14 protein-coding genes, 1 pseudogene and 2 riboswitches are annotated in these 15,365 nt (G+C 71.3%); of the genes and pseudogenes, 8 read left to right on the forward strand and 7 right to left on the reverse strand.

Features of this window, described 5'->3' with window-relative positions:
• Window positions 1-98: 98 nt before the first annotated feature.
• The 5 genes from AB0E96_RS27005 to AB0E96_RS27025 form a co-directional block, all read right to left on the reverse strand.
• Window positions 99-473, reverse strand: coding sequence for a GntR family transcriptional regulator (locus AB0E96_RS27005; RefSeq protein WP_359828062.1), 375 nt, complete (start codon window positions 471-473; stop codon window positions 99-101).
• Between the two features lie 103 nt (window positions 474-576).
• On the reverse strand, window positions 577-2,238 hold the full coding sequence (locus tag AB0E96_RS27010; protein ID WP_359828064.1) for a ubiquinol-cytochrome c reductase cytochrome b subunit: 1,662 nt from the start codon (window positions 2,236-2,238) through the stop codon (window positions 577-579).
• The gene (locus AB0E96_RS27015) at window positions 2,235-3,287 is read right to left on the reverse strand and encodes a Rieske 2Fe-2S domain-containing protein (RefSeq protein ID WP_359828066.1); all 1,053 of its coding nucleotides are present in this window, start codon (window positions 3,285-3,287) and stop codon (window positions 2,235-2,237) included. The genes AB0E96_RS27010 and AB0E96_RS27015 overlap by 4 nt, the downstream gene beginning before the upstream one ends.
• 8 nt (window positions 3,288-3,295) lie before the next feature.
• The gene (locus AB0E96_RS27020; RefSeq protein ID WP_316520844.1) at window positions 3,296-4,105 is read right to left on the reverse strand and encodes a c-type cytochrome; all 810 of its coding nucleotides are present in this window, start codon (window positions 4,103-4,105) and stop codon (window positions 3,296-3,298) included.
• A gap of 187 nt (window positions 4,106-4,292) precedes the next feature.
• The gene (locus tag AB0E96_RS27025) at window positions 4,293-4,913 is read right to left on the reverse strand and encodes a heme-copper oxidase subunit III (RefSeq protein WP_049651835.1); all 621 of its coding nucleotides are present in this window, start codon (window positions 4,911-4,913) and stop codon (window positions 4,293-4,295) included.
• 396 nt (window positions 4,914-5,309) lie between these two features.
• Between AB0E96_RS27025 and AB0E96_RS27030 the strand changes: the two genes are divergently transcribed.
• The 3 genes from AB0E96_RS27030 to AB0E96_RS27040 all read left to right on the forward strand — a co-directional run bounded on the left by AB0E96_RS27030 (window position 5,310) and on the right by AB0E96_RS27040 (window position 8,572).
• The gene (locus AB0E96_RS27030; protein WP_359828069.1) at window positions 5,310-5,735 is read left to right on the forward strand and encodes a hypothetical protein; all 426 of its coding nucleotides are present in this window, start codon (window positions 5,310-5,312) and stop codon (window positions 5,733-5,735) included.
• Between the two features lie 115 nt (window positions 5,736-5,850).
• The gene (trpD, locus tag AB0E96_RS27035; protein WP_359828071.1) at window positions 5,851-6,927 is read left to right on the forward strand and encodes an anthranilate phosphoribosyltransferase; all 1,077 of its coding nucleotides are present in this window, start codon (window positions 5,851-5,853) and stop codon (window positions 6,925-6,927) included.
• 108 nt (window positions 6,928-7,035) lie between these two features.
• Window positions 7,036-7,154: riboswitch (SAM riboswitch) on the forward strand.
• Window positions 7,155-7,204: 50 nt separating this feature from the next.
• On the forward strand, window positions 7,205-8,572 hold the full coding sequence (locus AB0E96_RS27040) for an aminotransferase class V-fold PLP-dependent enzyme (RefSeq protein WP_359828073.1): 1,368 nt from the start codon (window positions 7,205-7,207) through the stop codon (window positions 8,570-8,572).
• Window positions 8,573-8,575: 3 nt separating this feature from the next.
• Here the strand turns inward: AB0E96_RS27040 and AB0E96_RS27045 are convergent, their stop codons facing one another.
• Both AB0E96_RS27045 and AB0E96_RS27050 read right to left on the reverse strand, forming a co-directional pair.
• Window positions 8,576-8,857 carry an Lrp/AsnC ligand binding domain-containing protein gene (locus AB0E96_RS27045; protein WP_049651832.1) on the reverse strand — a complete coding sequence of 94 codons (282 nt, stop codon included), beginning with the start codon at window positions 8,855-8,857 and terminating at the stop codon, window positions 8,576-8,578.
• The gene (locus tag AB0E96_RS27050) at window positions 8,854-9,681 is read right to left on the reverse strand and encodes a rhomboid family intramembrane serine protease (RefSeq protein WP_359828075.1); all 828 of its coding nucleotides are present in this window, start codon (window positions 9,679-9,681) and stop codon (window positions 8,854-8,856) included. Before AB0E96_RS27050 ends, AB0E96_RS27045 begins: the two co-directional genes overlap by 4 nt.
• A 201-nt stretch (window positions 9,682-9,882) precedes the next feature.
• On the opposite strand from AB0E96_RS27050, the gene AB0E96_RS27055 reads away from it, so the two are divergent.
• The 5 genes and pseudogenes from AB0E96_RS27055 to AB0E96_RS27075 all read left to right on the forward strand — a co-directional run.
• Window positions 9,883-10,146, forward strand: coding sequence for a hypothetical protein (locus AB0E96_RS27055; RefSeq protein WP_359828077.1), 264 nt, complete (start codon window positions 9,883-9,885; stop codon window positions 10,144-10,146).
• A 267-nt stretch (window positions 10,147-10,413) separates the two neighbouring features.
• Window positions 10,414-11,715 carry an NYN domain-containing protein gene (locus tag AB0E96_RS27060; RefSeq protein ID WP_359828081.1) on the forward strand — a complete coding sequence of 434 codons (1,302 nt, stop codon included), beginning with the start codon at window positions 10,414-10,416 and terminating at the stop codon, window positions 11,713-11,715.
• Window positions 11,716-11,914: 199 nt separating this feature from the next.
• On the forward strand, window positions 11,915-12,952 hold the full coding sequence (locus AB0E96_RS27065) for an NlpC/P60 family protein (RefSeq protein ID WP_359828079.1): 1,038 nt from the start codon (window positions 11,915-11,917) through the stop codon (window positions 12,950-12,952).
• 337 nt (window positions 12,953-13,289) lie between these two features.
• A riboswitch (cyclic di-AMP (ydaO/yuaA leader) is annotated at window positions 13,290-13,443 on the forward strand.
• A 10-nt stretch (window positions 13,444-13,453) separates the two neighbouring features.
• Complete coding sequence (locus AB0E96_RS27070; protein ID WP_359828080.1) at window positions 13,454-14,599, forward strand: NlpC/P60 family protein; 1,146 nt, start codon at window positions 13,454-13,456, stop codon at window positions 14,597-14,599.
• A gap of 228 nt (window positions 14,600-14,827) precedes the next feature.
• Window positions 14,828-15,365: pseudogene (locus tag AB0E96_RS27075) on the forward strand (hypothetical protein); the annotation flags it as partial.

Consider the following 15,365-nt stretch of genomic DNA (forward strand, 5'->3'; position numbering starts at 1 on the left):
CGGTCCGACAACCGCTCACCCGCAGGCGACTTGACCTGCCCCACCCTCGCCACACCACAACCAACGAGAGCAGCAAGACAAAGTCACCGGCATTGCCTCTAGCCCTGCTGCGGGTAGGCCAGCCGCAGCGCGGTGTCCACGGCGGCCAGGGCGTCCGCGGGGGAGACGCCCAGGCGGCGGGCGCGGGCGGCGTACTCGGCGGCAGCCTCGGCGGCCAGCCGGTGGGCGGTGTCCCCGGTGGCGGCGATCAGTGTGCCGCGCCGGCCGTGGGTCTCCACCACGCCGTCCGCCTCCAGCTCGCGGTAGGCCCGGGCGACGGTGCCGGCGGCGAGTCCCAGTTCCTCGGCCAGGGCCCGGACGGTGGGCAGCCGCAGCCCGGTCGGCAGCTCGCCGGAGCGGGCCCGCTCGGCGATCTGGGCGCGGATCTGCTCGTACGGGGCGGTGGCCGAGTCGGGGTCGACGGACAGCTGCACGGGTGCTCCTGGTGGCGCGGGCGGGTACGGAAAGGCCCGAGGGCCGCTGACCAGATGAACTCTGGTCAGCGGCCCTCGGGGTGACGCGCTGGTGCGTACGGGATCAGTGGTGGCCGTGGCCGCTGGTGATCTCGTGGTGCTCCTCGGCGGTCGGCTTGGGGATCTGGCTGCCCTCGCCGTAGAAGCCGCGGGAGAGCTTGGCCCGGGTGCGGGTGACGACGCCGGCCTTGCGGGCCACGCCGTTCTCGTCCGTCTGGGCCGGCAGCTCGACCGGCTGGTTCTGCTCGTGCGCGGTGAGCTTGTACAGGTCCTTCTGCGGGAGCTGGGCGTGCACCTCGATGAACTCGCCGTGCGGCAGGCGCTTGATGACACCCGTCTCGCGGCCGTGCAGCACCTTCTCCTTGTCACGGCGCTGGAGGCCGAGGCACCAGCGCTTGGTGATGATGAAGACGACGACCGGGACGACGAAGAAGCCGACGCGGACGAAGTAGGTGACCGAGTTGATCGACAGGTGCAGGTGGGTGGCGAACAGGTCGTTGCCACCGGCCATCAGCAGGATCAGGTAGAGGCTGATCCAGGCGGCACCCAGGGCGGTGCGGACCGGAGCGTTGCGCGGGCGGTCCAGGATGTGGTGCTCGCGCTTGTCGCCGGTGATCCAGCCCTCGATGAACGGGTAGGCCGCGATCGAGACCAGGACCAGCGGGAAGATCGCCAGCGGGACCATGACACCCAGGTTGAGGGTGTGGCCGCCCCAGACGCTGATCTCCCAGCCCGGCATGACACGGATCAGACCCTCGGAGAAGCCCATGTACCAGTCGGGCTGGGCGTCCGTGGAGACCTGGTCCGGACGGTACGGGCCGTACGCCCAGATCGGGTTGATCGTGGCGATCGCCGAGATGACGGCGATGAGGCCGAACACCAGGAAGAAGAAGCCACCGGCCTTGGCCATGTAGACCGGCATCAGCGGCATGCCGACGACGTTCTTCTCGGTCTTGCCCGGGCCCGCCCACTGGGTGTGCTTGTGGTAGAAGACCAGGATCAGGTGCGCCACCAGCAGGCCGAGCATGATGCCCGGGATCAGCAGCACGTGGATGGTGAAGAACCGCGGCACGATGTCGTGGCCGGGGAACTCGCCCCCGAACAGGAACATCTGGACGTAGGTGCCGATCAGCGGGACGGCGAGGATCGCGCCTTCCATGAAGCGGATACCGGTGCCCGACAGCAGGTCGTCCGGCAGGGAGTAGCCGAAGAAGCCGTCGAACATGCCCAGGACCAGCAGCAGGAAGCCGAAGACCCAGTTGATCTCACGCGGCTTGCGGAACGCGCCGGTGAAGAACACTCGCATCATGTGCACGAGCATCGCGGCCACGAAGACCAGGGCGGCCCAGTGGTGGATCTGGCGGATCAGCAGACCGCCGCGGACCTCGAAGCTGATGTCCACGGTGGAGGCGTAGGCCTCCGACATCGGGATGCCCTTGAGCGGCACGTAGGAGCCGTCGTAGACGACCTCGGCCATCGAGGGCTTGAAGAACAGCGTCAGGTAGACACCGGTCAGGATGATGATGACGAAGGTGTAGAGGCAGATCTCGCCCAGCATGAAGGACCAGTGGTCCGGGAAGATCTTCCGCAGGTTGGCCTTGGCGAGGGAGTAGATCCCCAGCCGGCCGTCCGTCCAGTCAGCCGCGGCTTCCCACTTGTTGGCGGGCTTCTCACGCGTGCTGGAGGGCTTGGCGGCACCGGTCGTGGTGCTGCTCGCGCTACTCATCGAGCACGCTCCCAGTAGCTCGGGCCGACGGGCTCCGCGAAGTCGCCGGTGGCGACCAGGTTGCCCTTCTCGTCAGTGATGATCTTCAGCTGCGGCAGCGGGTGGCCGGCCGGGCCGAAGATGACGCGAGCGCCGTCCGCCAGGTCGAAGGTCGACTGGTGGCAGGGGCAGAGCGCGTGGTGGGTCTGCTGCTCGTAGAGGCTGATCGGGCAGCCGACGTGGGTGCAGATCTTGGAGTACGCGAGGATGCCCTCGAAACCGAGGTCCTTGGACTTGTCGTCCTTGATGTCCTCGGGCGCGATGCGGACCAGCATCAGGGCGTCCTTGGCGATCCGCTGCTGGAAGTCCTCGCTGTGCGTGGACAGACCCTCCGGCATGGCGAAGGTGAGCGAGCCGACCGCGATGTCCTCGGGCTTCATCGGCTGCATGGTGTTCATGTTGATGAGCGCCAGCGGCTTGGTCTCGGTCGCCTCCTTCCAACCGGTCTCCTTGAGCTTCGTCTCGGGAAGCGGGCCGAGGTCACGGAGCAGGACCACGCCGGAGAGCGGGACCAGCGCCATGGAGCCGATCAGGGTGTTGCGGATCATCTTGCGGCGGCCGAAGCCGGACTCGGCGGCACCGGTCTTGAACTGCTCGATGACGTCCGCGCGGACCTCGTCGGAAGCCTCGATCGGGTGACGCTCGGCCGGCAGCTCGACGTCCGACATCAGGGTGCGGGCCCAGTGGACCGCGCCCGCGCCGATCATGAACAGCGCGACGCCCAGGGTCAGGCCGAGCGCGAAGTTCAGCGCGCTGACGTGACCCAGCGGGAAGATGTAGACGATCTTGTCCGGGTCGATGGCCACGTACGAGGCGATGAAGCCGATGGTGGCGAGCATCGAGATCACGAACATCAGCGAGACCTGGCGCTCGGCGCGCTGGGCGGCCCGCTCGTCGATGTCGGTGCGACGGGGCTCGTGGGCCGGCAGGCCCGGGTCGGCGAACGGGCTGCCGTGGTCGGCCACCTCGCCGGCGGAGCCGTGCGGCTCCGGGAGCTTCTCTTCTGACATGTCGTGGCTCATGACTTCTTGGCCTTGGTGGTGTGGGCGGCGACCCAGATCGCGACCGCGATGAGCGTGCCGAGGCCGAAGATCCAGCCGAACAGACCCTCGGTCACCGGACCGAGGCTGCCCAGGGTGAGACCGCCGGGGTTGGGCTCATCGTTGGTGGTGTGGCGGACGAAGGCCACGATCTGCTTCTTCTGCTCCTCGGGCATGGTGGTGTCCGGGAACGACGGCATGTTCTGCGGGCCGGTCTGCATGGCCTCGTAGATGTGCTTGGCGTCCACACCCTCCAGCGACGGGGCGTACTTGCCCTTGGTCAGGGCACCGCCCTGGCCGGCGAAGTTGTGGCACTGGGCGCAGTTGGTGCGGAACAGCTCGCCACCCTTGGAGATGTCCTCGGGGTTGGTCGAGGTGAACTGCTCCTCCGTCGGGGTCACCGGGCCGGGACCGAGGGAGGCGACGTAGGCGGCGAGCTGGTCGATCTCGGCCTGCGAGTAGATGTTCTTCTTGCGCGGGACCTGGGCGCCGGGCTGCTGGGCCGGCATGCGGCCGGTGCCGACCTGGAAGTCGACAGCGGCGGAGCCGACGCCGACCAGGCTCGGACCGTCACTGCTGCCCTGGCCGTTCAGGCCGTGGCAGGAGGAGCAGCCCACGGCGAAGAGCTTCTTGCCCTCATCGATCGCGAGCGACTGCGCGGCGACGTCGGCCTGCGCCTTGTCGGCGGGCGCGAACGCGGCGTACAGCCCCCCGGTTGCCGCCAGGGCGAGAAGTAGGACGACCAGCGCCGCCAATGGGTGGCGCCGTCGTGCGGAGAGCTTTTTCACGGAATAACCCCGGTGTCAGGATCTGGTCGACTGGTGGGTGCACCCGGCGGCCGGTCTGGCCGGCACGAGGCTGCCTGTCTAGGGCTGCGCGCGCGGTCGGTCGGTGGGAGCGTCGGCACCGGCAGAAGCGGCCCGTCGCCGGTGAGGGCGGGGGCCGCAGCCGGTGGCCAGCGACCTGATCAGCTGGTTACTTGATCAGGTAGATGGTCGCGAACAGGCCGATCCACACGACGTCGACGAAGTGCCAGTAGTACGACACGACGATCGCGGCGGTGGCCTGCTCGTGCGTGAAGCGCTTGGCTGCGTACGTCCGTCCCAGGACCAGCAGGAAGGCGATCAGACCACCCGTCACGTGCAGCCCGTGGAAGCCGGTGGTCAGGTAGAACACCGTGCCGTACGGGTCGGAGGACAGCGAGAGGCCGTCCTTCTTGACCAGCTCGGTGTACTCGAAGACCTGGCCGCCGATGAAGACCGCGCCCATGGCGAACGTGAGGATGAACCACGCCCGGAGCTTCTTCACGTCACCGCGCTCGGCAGCGAACACGCCGAGCTGGCAGGTGAGCGAGGAGAGCACCAGGATCGTGGTGTTGACCGAGGAGAAGGGCACGTTGAGGGCGTGGGCCTTCTCGGTCCAGAACTCCGGCCCCTTGACGGAGCGGAGCGTGAAGTACATCGCGAAGAGGGCCGCGAAGAACATCAACTCGGAACTGAGCCAGACGATCGTTCCGACGCTGACCATGTTCGGCCGGTTGACCGATCCGTGCGCGTGCCCGGTTTCTACTGCTGTTGCTGTCGCCACGACGGACATTATGTCGGTCCCTTATTCCGTCTTCACGTCGGGGGGTGTCCCTCGGAGTGTCCGGTGCGTGCGGTATGCCCGCTTGGCGGGCGGCAGGGGGGCCGGACGGGGGCTGAGCAGCGGCGCGTCCCTTTTCTGATGGTTCCTCGGAGGGGCCTGTGACCCCGTTGCCCGGCGCGTCGTTGCACGGTCGGAGTAGCCGGGAGGGGTACGGGGGAGGGGGCCGGGTCGGCCGTACGGGTGGACTGGGCCGGGTCGGGTGACGGGCCGTCCTCCGGGCGGGTGAGCCCGGGGCGCGGCGGCTTGAGGAGGAACGTGCGCGAGGGGGACTCGGCGGACGGTGATCGGGAGTAGCATCCGGATCAGGCGAACGTGGTCCGGATCACACTTGAGGGAGCAGGGTCCATGGCGTACACGACCGATGAGACGCTCACCGTCCTCGTCTACAGCGACGACCGCAACACCCGCGAGCAGGTGCTGACGGCGCTCGGCCGCCGGCCCGCCGAGGATCTTCCGGAACTGTCCTACCTGGAGTGCGCGACCACCCCCGCGGTGCTCAAGGCGCTGGAGAAGGGAGGGGTGGACCTCTGCGTGCTGGACGGCGAGGCCGTTCCGGCCGGCGGGCTGGGCCTCGGGCGGCAGCTCAAGGACGAGATCTACGGCTGCCCGCCGGTGCTGGTGCTGATCGGCCGGCCGCAGGACTCCTGGCTGGCCGCCTGGAGCCGGGCGGACGCCGCCATCTCCCACCCGGTGGAGCCGGTGGCGCTCGCCGGGGCGGTGGCCACCCTGCTGCGGGCCAGGCTGGCGAAGCGGACTCCCGCCGTCCGCTGAAATCCGTGGCAGGAGTAGGAAAGAGAGGGTAGAAGCGAGCGCTTCGCTCGATAGGCTGGCTCCATCCGTACGGACGTCCCCCGCGATGGGGAACCGACAACAGCTGGAGTCAGCGATGGTGAACGTGAACCCTGCGAACGGCGGTAGCGACCCCGCGCAGGTGGTCCGCACCTGGCCGGACCTCCTGGCGGCGCTGTTGCAGGGGGAGGACCTCGACCGTTCGTCCACCGCGTGGGCGATGGACCGGATCATGAGCGGTGAGGCGTCCCCCGTACAGGTGGCCGGCTTCATGATCGCGCTGCGGGCCAAGGGCGAGTCGGTCGAGGAGATCTCCGGCCTGGTCGACGCGATGTACGCGCACGCCGAGCCGCTGGAGATCCCCGGCCCGGCGGTGGACATCGTCGGCACCGGCGGGGACCGCGCGAAGACCGTCAACATCTCCACCATGTCGGCGATCGTCGCGGCGGCCGCCGGTGCCAAGGTGGTCAAGCACGGCAACCGCTCGGCCTCCTCCACCAGCGGCTCCTCCGACGTGCTGGAGAAGCTCGGGGTGGCGCTGGACATCTCCTCCCGGAGGGTCGCCGAGGTGGCCGAGGAGGTCGGGCTCACCTTCTGCTTCGCGGCCAAGTTCCACCCCTCGATGCGGCACGCCGCCACCGCGCGGCGCGACCTGGGGGTGCCGACGTCCTTCAACATCCTCGGCCCGCTGACCAATCCGGCGAAGGTCACCGCGCACGCCATCGGCTGCTTCGACACCCGGCTGTCCGGGCTGATCGCCGGCGTGCTGGCGGAGCGCGGGGCGACGGCGCTGGTCTTCCGCGGCGACGACGGGCTGGACGAGCTGACCATCACCACTACCTCCCAGGTCTGGATGGTGCGCGACGGGGTGGTCACCGAGACCACCTTCGACCCGCGGGACGTCGGCATCGAGCTGGTCGGCATCGAGGCGCTGCGCGGGGCGGACGCCTCGTACAACGCCGAGGTCGCGCGGCGGCTGCTGGCGGGCGAGCACGGGCCGGTGCGGGACGCCGTCCTGCTGAACACGGCGGCGGCGCTGGTCGCGCTGGACCTGACCGACGCGCCGCTCGCCGAGCAGCTGGCGGTCGGCATGGAGCGGGCCGCCAAGGCGATCGACTCCGGTGCCGCACAGGACCTGCTGCGGCGCTGGTCGGAGGCCACCAGCCGCTCCTGAGGCGTGAGTTGAGGGGCCCGTGGGAAATCCTCCCGCGGGCCCCTCGCGCTGTCCGGATGCTGGATGCCCGTTTGACCGCCCGATGGACGCGGCCTAGAGTCTTGGCCAGGTCATGAGTGACAGCGCCAAGCCCCAGCTTGCTGTCCGGCAACCCTCCGTCCGTGGCGGGGTGCCCTGGGTGAGGACCGGGTCGTCACGGCAAACCGTCCGTGCGACAAGCGCGGACACCCGACGACTTGCACTCCCGGGGTCCCTCACCCAGAAGGAGTGCATTCTCATGTCCCTCGCCACCGAAACCTGCGCCGCCCCGCTCGCCGTCCTCGGCGCCGACGTCCAGGTCCCGCTCGCCAGCGGTGAGAAGGTCGGCTACGCGGCGCTCGACTACGCGGCCAGTTCGCCGGCGCTCCAGCGGGTGTGGGACGACGTCGCCGCCTACGCGCCGTACTACGGCAGCGTCCACCGCGGGGCCGGGTACCTCTCCCAGCTGTCCACCGACCTGTTCGAGCAGAGCCGCCGCACCGTCGGCGAGTTCCTCGACCTGCGCGAGGGCGACCAGGTGGTCTTCACCCGGGCCACCACCGACTCGCTCAACCTGCTGGCCGCCGCCCTTCCGGCCGGCACCCGGGTGTTCGCCTTCGAGACCGAGCACCACGCCTCGCTGCTGCCCTGGGCCCACGCCGGACTGGACGTCACCTACCTGCGGGCGCCGCGCTCGCGGGCCGAGGCGGTGGAGGCGCTGGACACCGCGCTCGCCGAGGCGCCCGAGGGCCCCAAGCTGCTGTGCGTCACCGGCGCCTCCAACGTGACCGGCGAGCTGTGGCCGGTCGCCGCGCTGACCGAGACCGCGCACCGGCACGGCGCCCGGGTGGTGCTGGACGCCGCCCAGCTGGCGCCGCACCACCGGGTCTCGGTGCGCGAGCTGGGCGTCGACTGGATCGCCTTCTCCGGGCACAAGATCTACGCGCCGTTCGGCGCCGGGGTGCTGGCCGGCCGGGCGGACTGGCTGGACGCGGCCGAGCCGTACCTGGCGGGCGGCGGGGCGACCCGGACGGTGGCCCGGGAGACGGACGGCTCGGTGGCCGTGCAGTGGCACACCGGCCCGGCCCGGCACGAGGCCGGTTCGCCGAACGTCATCGGCGCCTACGCGATCGCCTCGGCCTGCCGGGCGCTGACCGAGGCCGGTTTCGACGCGCTGGAGGCCCGCGAGCAGCAGCTGATCGCCCGGCTGACGGCCGGGCTGGCCGAGATCCCGCAGGTCAAGGTGCTGAACCTGTTCGGCGCGGACTCCGCCCGGGTGGGCGTGCTGTCCTTCGTCGTCCGGGGCTGGAACAGCTCGCACTTCTCGGCCGCGCTCTCCGCCGAGTACGGGATCGGGGTGCGCGACGGGCTGTTCTGCGCCCACCCGCTGGTGCGCACGCTGCTCGGGGACGAGGAGGTGGCGCCGTCCGAGTGCGGGGCGCCGGAGCCCTCGCTGCCGGGCGAGCGCAGCCTGAACGCGATCCGGGTGAGCTTCGGCGCCGGGACGCCGGACGAGCACGTCGACCGCTTCCTGACCGCCGTCCGGGAGCTGGTCACGGACGGCGCGGCCTGGAGCTACCGCAACGAGGGCGGGCGCTGCGTCGCGGACGCTCGGCGCGCGGGCTGACGCCTACTCGTCCAGGCCGAGCGCGAAGGCGGCCTCCAGGTCGTGCTGGGAGTAGGTGCGGAAGGCGATCTGGGTCTCGGTGTGCGCCACACCCGGGACCTTGTTGAGCCGGCCGGGGATGACCTCGGCCAGGTCGTCGTGCCGGCGCACCCGCACCATCGCCACCAGGTTGTAGCCCCCGGTCACCGAGTAGACCTCGCTGACGCCGTCGATGGCGGCGATGGATTCGGCGATCTCCGGGATGCGGTCGACACTGGTCTTGATCAGGACGATGGCGGTGATCACAGTTCGGGCTCCTTTGTGGGGTGCCGCCAGCGTATCGGGCGTCGGCCCGGTCGTCGCGGGGGGTGGCGGACCACGGTACAGGCGTACAGGAACCCGGCGCAGAAGCCGATCACATGGACCAGGTAGGCCACCCCGGGCCCCGCCGAGTGCACCGACCACCACTGCAGGGCGAACCAGAGGCCGAGCACCAGCCAGGCGGGGAAGCGCAGCGGCAGGAAGAGCAGCAGCGGGACGAGGGTGGTCACCCGCGCCCGGGGGTGGAGGCGCAGATAGGCGCCGAGGACGGCGGCGATCGCGCCGGAGGCCCCGATCAGCACCCGGGTGGAGTTCGGCGAGTGCGCCTCGGCGAGGGCGAAGCCGTACGTGCTCACACCGCCGGCGGCCAGGTAGAAGACGGCGTACCGGGCCCGGCCCAGCCGCCGTTCCACGGTGGGGCCGAAGACCTGGAGGAAGAGCAGGTTCCCCAGCAGGTGCAGCCAGCCGGCGTGCAGGAAGAGGCCGGTGAGCACGGACAGGGCCGGGTGCTTGCCCGGGGTCGGGGCGGCCGGGCAGCCGGGGGCCGGGTCGGGGGCCTCGGCGAGCTGTTCGGCGGTCAGCGGCCGTCCGGCCAGCACCTCGGCCGGGACGGCGCCCCAGCGCTGCTCGTACCGCTGCTCCGCGCAGACCCGCGCCGGGCCGCTGCCGTACAGCGGGTTGAGCCCCGCGGCCGGGCCGAGCAGGAAGACCAGGGTGTTGAGCGCGATCAGGCCGTACGTGACCGCGGGGGCGGCCGCCGCCGGGCGGCCGCTCCGGGCGGCGGTGTGGTCGGGGACCGCGAGCGCCATGCGGCCAAGCATCCCTCCGGGCGCCGCAGGTGACACCGCGGTTTACGGCAGGTGGACCAGTGCGGGTCTTCAGGCGACCGGTGGTCGCGGCGGTTGCCCCAGGCAATAGGCTTGGGGCGGGCATTCCCGCCTCCCGCCGCCGACGCCGGGGCTCCGGGGGGAGCGCCTGGCCCACGCAGGGACCACCCGAGAGGACCCCCGATGACCGTCCCCGCCCTGACCGCCGAGACGCGCTGGCGCTGCACCCTGTGCGGCAACCTCACCCGCTTCGACGTGACCCGCACCGCGCGGGTGACCGAGTTCCTGCACTTCGACCTGGCCGGCGAGTCCAAGGTCGAGGAGACCGAGGTGCTGAGCGAGACGGTCGAGTCGGTCCGCTGCCGCTGGTGCAACGCGGTGGACCAGGTCGAACTGGTGGCCCGTCCGGGCTCCGAAGGGGCGCAGGCCCCCGCCGAGCAGGGCTGACCCGCACCGCTGCGGCGCGGGCGGGTGCACGGCGCACCCGCCCGCGCGGCACGGGACAATACAGACAAGACGCACGGAGCGTGACGACAGGGGGAGGTCGCGGCCGTGCCCCGCTGGACCAGGATCGGAGCCGAGGACGTGGTGGACGCAGCGAAGGAGCCCGGCGAAGCCCAGGGGCTTCGGCCCGCTGCTGCCGAGGCCCCGGCCGAGGCCGCCGGGACGGCGGACGGATCCTCCGAGTCCGCGGCGGAGCGTGCCGCCGAGAAGCTGGACCGGCCGCTGCCCGAGGGCGTGCGCCGGCGTGTGGTCGGGCTGGCCTCGGACGCGCTCGGCGGGCTGCCGGCGGCCGAGCTCCCGCAGAGCCTGCGGCAGTACGTCAAGTTCACCCCGGCGCGGCGGGCCAAGTACGCGGCCACCGCGCTGGCGGCGGCACTGGAGGCGGAGCCGGCCTTCCGGGTGCGGATAGCGGAGCGGCTGCGGCTCGGGCAGCCGGACCTGGTGAAGGCGCTGGAGTCGGGCACCGTGCCGAGCGCCGCCGATCCGATGGACGTCGCGGCCGCCGCCTACCTGGTGCGTTCGGCGGGCTGGAGCCGGTTGGTGGCCGAGGCCGGCGAGGAGGCCGAGCGGGCCGGCGCCGAGGACGCGGCCGCGGAGGCGGCCCGGCTGGTGGAGAAGCTGCAGGCCGAGCTGGCCGAGGTGCGGGCCTCCGCGCGGGCGGACCTGGACCGGCAGCGGGCGGAGTCCGACGGCATCCGCAAGGAGGCCGAGTCGCTGCGCAAGAAGGTGCGGTCGCTGGAGAGCGACACCCGCCGGGCGCAGGCCGAGACCCGGCGGGTGGCCGGCGAGCTGGAGGCCGTGAAGGCGCAGACGGCGGCCGAGCGCGGCGCGGCCGAGACCGAGGCGCGCAGGCTCAGGCACCGGGTCTCGGAGCTGGAGAACGCGGTCGAGCAGGGCCGCCGGTCGGCCCGGGAGGGGCGCAGCGTCGAGGACATGCGGCTGCGGCTGCTGCTGGACACCGTGCTGCAGTCCGCCCAGGGGCTCCAGCGGGAGCTGGCGCTGCCGGTCTCCCAGATCCGCCCGGCGGACCTGGTGGAGGCGGTGGTGCCGGGGGCGGCCTCGCCGCACGACGTGGCGCGGCGCGGGCTGGCCGAGGACGATCCGGCGCTGCTGGACCAGCTGCTGGCGATCCCCCAGGTGCATCTGGTGGTGGACGGCTACAACGTGACCAAGACCGGCTATCCGGCGCTGCCGCTGGAGCAGCAGCGGATCCGGCTGCTGGGCGGGCTGGCGATGCTGGCCCAGCGGACGCAGGCGGAGGTCACCTGCGTCTTCGACGGGCAGGACCTGGACGTCCCGGTGATCATGGCGCCACCGCGTGGGGTCCGGGTGCGGTTCAGCCGGACCGGCGAGACGGCCGACGAGCTGATCCGCCGTCTGGTGCGGGCCGAGCCGCAGGGCCGTCCGGTGGTCGTGGTCTCCACCGACCGGGAGGTCGCGGAGGGCGTGCGGAAGGCGGGCGCGCGCCCCGTGGCATCGGTGCTGCTGCTCAATCGGCTGGCCCGGCCGTGACCTCGGCCCGGGCCTCATGATGCCTGGTCAGAGGGGATTCCGGGGCGTTGTGCGGGTCCGGTGAAGTCAGTGTGGGGAGTGAAGTTCACGCCTTCGGGGGAGTGGCAGAACGGATAGATCTTCACTAGTGTCTGGCGTCAAACCTATTTTCCGGAATCTCATCCCATCAGGTGAGTCCGATGGAGAAGGAGCCGGTCCCTTGGCCTCCCACCGCCGTCCCAAGCAGCCGAGCCGCGCACGGATCTCCGTGCTCACCGCCGCCGCTGCGACCGCGGTCGCCCTCTCCGCCCAGGTGGCCGCGCACGCCGCGCCGCAGCCGAACAAGACCGACGTCAAGGCGCAGATCGACCAGCTCCAGGAGGAGCAGGAGCAGGCGGCCGAGAAGTACAACGGCGCCAAGGAGCGGGCCGACCAGCTGCGCAAGCAGTCCGACCAGCTGCAGGACCAGGTGGCCCGCAGCCAGGAGCAGATGACCCAGCTCCAGGGCGGCCTCGCCGAGGTGGCGGGTGAGCAGTACCGCGCCGGCGGCATCGACCCGTCCGTCCAGCTGATGCTCTCCTCCGACCCGTCCGGCTACCTGGAGAAGGCCTCCACCGTCCAGCAGGCCAGCACCAGTCAGGCCGAGGCGCTCAAGGGCCTGCTGGACCAGCAGCGCCGGCTGGACCAGGAGAAGACCGAGGCGGCCGCCGTGCTGGCCTCGCTGGACACCACCACCAAGGACCTGAACCAGGCCAAGGCGGACGTCAACACCAAGCTGAAGGCCGCCCAGGACCTGCTGAACTCGCTGAGCGCCTCCGACCGTGCCGCGCTGAAGGCCCAGCAGGCGCAGGACGACCGCGCCTCGCGCGGCGCCGACCGGGTCGACCTCGGCAGCCTGCCGCAGGCCAGCGGCTACGCGGCCGTGGCGCTGTCCAAGGCGATGAGCAAGCAGGGTTCGCCGTACGTCTGGGGCGCCACCGGGTCGACCACCTTCGACTGCTCGGGCCTGATGGTCTGGTCGTACGGGCAGGCCGGCGTCTCGCTGCCGCGCACCTCGCAGGAGCAGGGCCACTACGGCACCCGGGTGCCGTCGCTGGACCAGGCCCAGCCGGGCGACCTGGTGATCTACGGCTCCGACATGCACCACGTCGGGATGTACATCGGCAACGGCATGGTGGTCCACGCGCCGCACACCGGTGACGTGGTGAAGGTGATGAAGGCCGACGCGATGCCGATCAACACCATCCGCCGGGTCTGACGGCCCGACACGCCGGAGGCCTCCGTCGGGGGGCCTGTGAAAAGCGCCACCCCTCGTGCGGGGGTGGCGTTCGGCTTCCGCCCCTTTGTGACCACATGCTGAGAAGTGATCAGCCATGTGTGCACCAGTGGTCACCATCGGTCATTTTCACAAAGGAACTTGGGTAATCTTCTGTCTTTTTTCTGACAAGGATTTGAACGGATCACGGTTCAGTTACTAGGGTCATGCTCCGAACCACCGCACTGTCGATCGCCCAGCCAGGGTGGCGGCGGTGGTTACCGTCGAGTTCGTGAGGCAGCGGGGCAGGTCGAAACGACTGCCCGACAGGGGAGCCCAGCAATCGGGGGTGCTGCGGAGCGGAGCCGGGGAACCACGTTCCTCCGGGGTGAATCGGCGCCAGGTCGGCCGGTGGAACGGCCGTGAGGCGTCGTAGGGCATGCTTCCGGCCCGAACCCGTCAGCTCACCCGGTAGGCGGACGTAGGAAGAAGGAGTCCGCCTTCGTGGCGTCCCATCGTCGTCCCAAGCCCGCAGGCCGGGCCCGCGTCTCGATCCTGACCGGTGTCGCCGCCGCGGCCGTCGTGCTGTCCGCACAGGGCGCCCACGCCGACCCGCAGCCGACCAAGGACCAGGTCAAGGGCCAGGTCGACCAGCTCAACGAGCAGGCCGAGGTCGCGACCGAGAACTACAACGCCGCCCAGGCCAAGCAGCAGGAGCTGGAGAAGCAGGTCTCCGGGCTGCAGGACCAGGTGGCCCGTCAGCAGGCCCAGGTCACCGAGCTCCAAGGCGGACTGGCCGAGATCGCCGGCGAGCAGTACCGCAACGGGGGGATATCCCCGACCGTCCAGCTGATGTTCTCGTCCAGCCCGGACACCTTCCTCAGCCAGGCCGGCGCGCTGAGCCAGGCCGGTGACACCCAGAAGGGTCAGCTGAAGGAGCTCCAGGCGCAGCAGCGCAAGCTCGACCAGGACCGCAACGAGGCCCAGGGCAAGCTCGCCGAGCTGGAGTCGACCACCCAGCAGCTGAAGGCCGCCAAGGAGGACGTCCAGGGCAAGCTGAAGGCGGCCCAGGACCTGCTCAACACGCTGACCGAGCAGGAGCGCCAGGCGCTGCGCCAGGCCGAGGAGAAGGCCGCGGCCGACGCCAAGACCAAGGCCGACGCCGCCGCCGCGCAGCAGGCGCAGGCCGACCGCGCCTCGCGCGACAACAGCCGCAGCGACCTGTCGGGCGGCTCGTCGGGCTCGTCCGCCTCGGCCGGCTCGACCGCCTCCTCCCCGGTGAAGGTGGCCCCGGGCAGCTCGCGCGGTGCCGCCGCCCTCTCGGCCGCCGCGTCCAAGATCGGCAGCCCGTACGTCTGGGGCGCCACCGGCCCCGGCTCCTTCGACTGCTCCGGCCTGATGGTCTGGGCGTTCAACCAGGCCGGCGTGTCGCTGCCGCGCACCTCCCAGGCGCAGGCCTCGGCCGGCACCCGGATCGGTACGGACCTCTCCCAGGCCCAGCCCGGCGACCTGCTGATCTTCTACGGGGACGCCCACCACGTCGGCATCTACGCCGGCAACGGCCAGGTGCTGCACGCGCCCCGCACCGGGACGAACGTGCGCTACGAGGCGGTCACCAACATGCCGCTGACCTCCATCGTGCGGGTCTGATCCCCGCTCGAACGCCTCCGGGCCCGGCCTTCCCCAGGGAAGGCCGGGCCTGCGGCTTTTCCGGCGGGCCGATCTGATGTCCGATTGGCGGTCGAATATTCGGGTTCGGAAGGGTTTGGAATCGGTTGCCCTGACTCGCTAACGTCTGCCACCGGACTCCCCGCTCGACGGCCGCCCGTCGTGGTGCGGCGGCGGGGGCCGCGCCGCAGGATTGGAGCCGCTGCCGCCATGCCCGTGCACCGCCGTTCCCAACTGCTCGCCCGGGCGCTGGTGCTGACCGCGGCCGCCGCCACCACGCTGGGCGTGGCCGCCGGAGGCCGTGCCCAGGCCGCCCCCGGCAGCCCGGACCCGGCCGACCGTCAGGACGTCAAGACGCAGGTGGAGCAGCTGTACGACGAGGCCGAGCAGGCGTCCGAGAAGTTCAACGCGGCGCAGGAGGCCCAGCGGCGGCTCCAGGGCGAGACCACGATCCTCCAGGGCGAGATCGCCGTGGCCCAGGACCAGCTCAACGAGCTGCGCGGCGACCTGGCGACGGTGGCCGGCGCCGAGTACCGCGGCGGCGGGATGACCCAGACCGCCCAGCTCATCCTCTCGCCCGACCCGGAGGGATACCTGGCCCGCGCCCGCACCCAGGGCCAGGCCGCCGTGCGCCAGCAGGAGACCGTGCACGAGAGCGCGGCCGCCGTGGCGTCGTACGGGATCCTGGCCCGGTCGCACAGGTTCACCGTGACGGTGCCGCGGGCCGGCACGTGGGTGGGCCGGGTGT

It is taken from the genome of Kitasatospora sp. NPDC036755, assembly GCF_040636595.1.
Classification (GTDB): Bacteria; Actinomycetota; Actinomycetes; order Streptomycetales; family Streptomycetaceae; genus Kitasatospora.

Coding starts and splice junctions, on each gene's coding strand:
- AB0E96_RS27025 (WP_049651835.1), bottom strand. CDS start 4,913: ATGTCCGTCGTGGCGACAGCAACAGCAGTAGAAACCGGGCACGCGCAC.
- AB0E96_RS27030 (WP_359828069.1), top strand. CDS start 5,310: ATGGCGTACACGACCGATGAGACGCTCACCGTCCTCGTCTACAGCGAC.
- AB0E96_RS27010 (WP_359828064.1), bottom strand. CDS start 2,238: ATGAGTAGCGCGAGCAGCACCACGACCGGTGCCGCCAAGCCCTCCAGC.
- AB0E96_RS27050 (WP_359828075.1), bottom strand. CDS start 9,681: ATGGCGCTCGCGGTCCCCGACCACACCGCCGCCCGGAGCGGCCGCCCG.
- AB0E96_RS27055 (WP_359828077.1), top strand. CDS start 9,883: ATGACCGTCCCCGCCCTGACCGCCGAGACGCGCTGGCGCTGCACCCTG.
- trpD (WP_359828071.1), top strand. CDS start 5,851: ATGGTGAACGTGAACCCTGCGAACGGCGGTAGCGACCCCGCGCAGGTG.
- AB0E96_RS27015 (WP_359828066.1), bottom strand. CDS start 3,287: ATGTCAGAAGAGAAGCTCCCGGAGCCGCACGGCTCCGCCGGCGAGGTG.
- AB0E96_RS27040 (WP_359828073.1), top strand. CDS start 7,205: ATGTCCCTCGCCACCGAAACCTGCGCCGCCCCGCTCGCCGTCCTCGGC.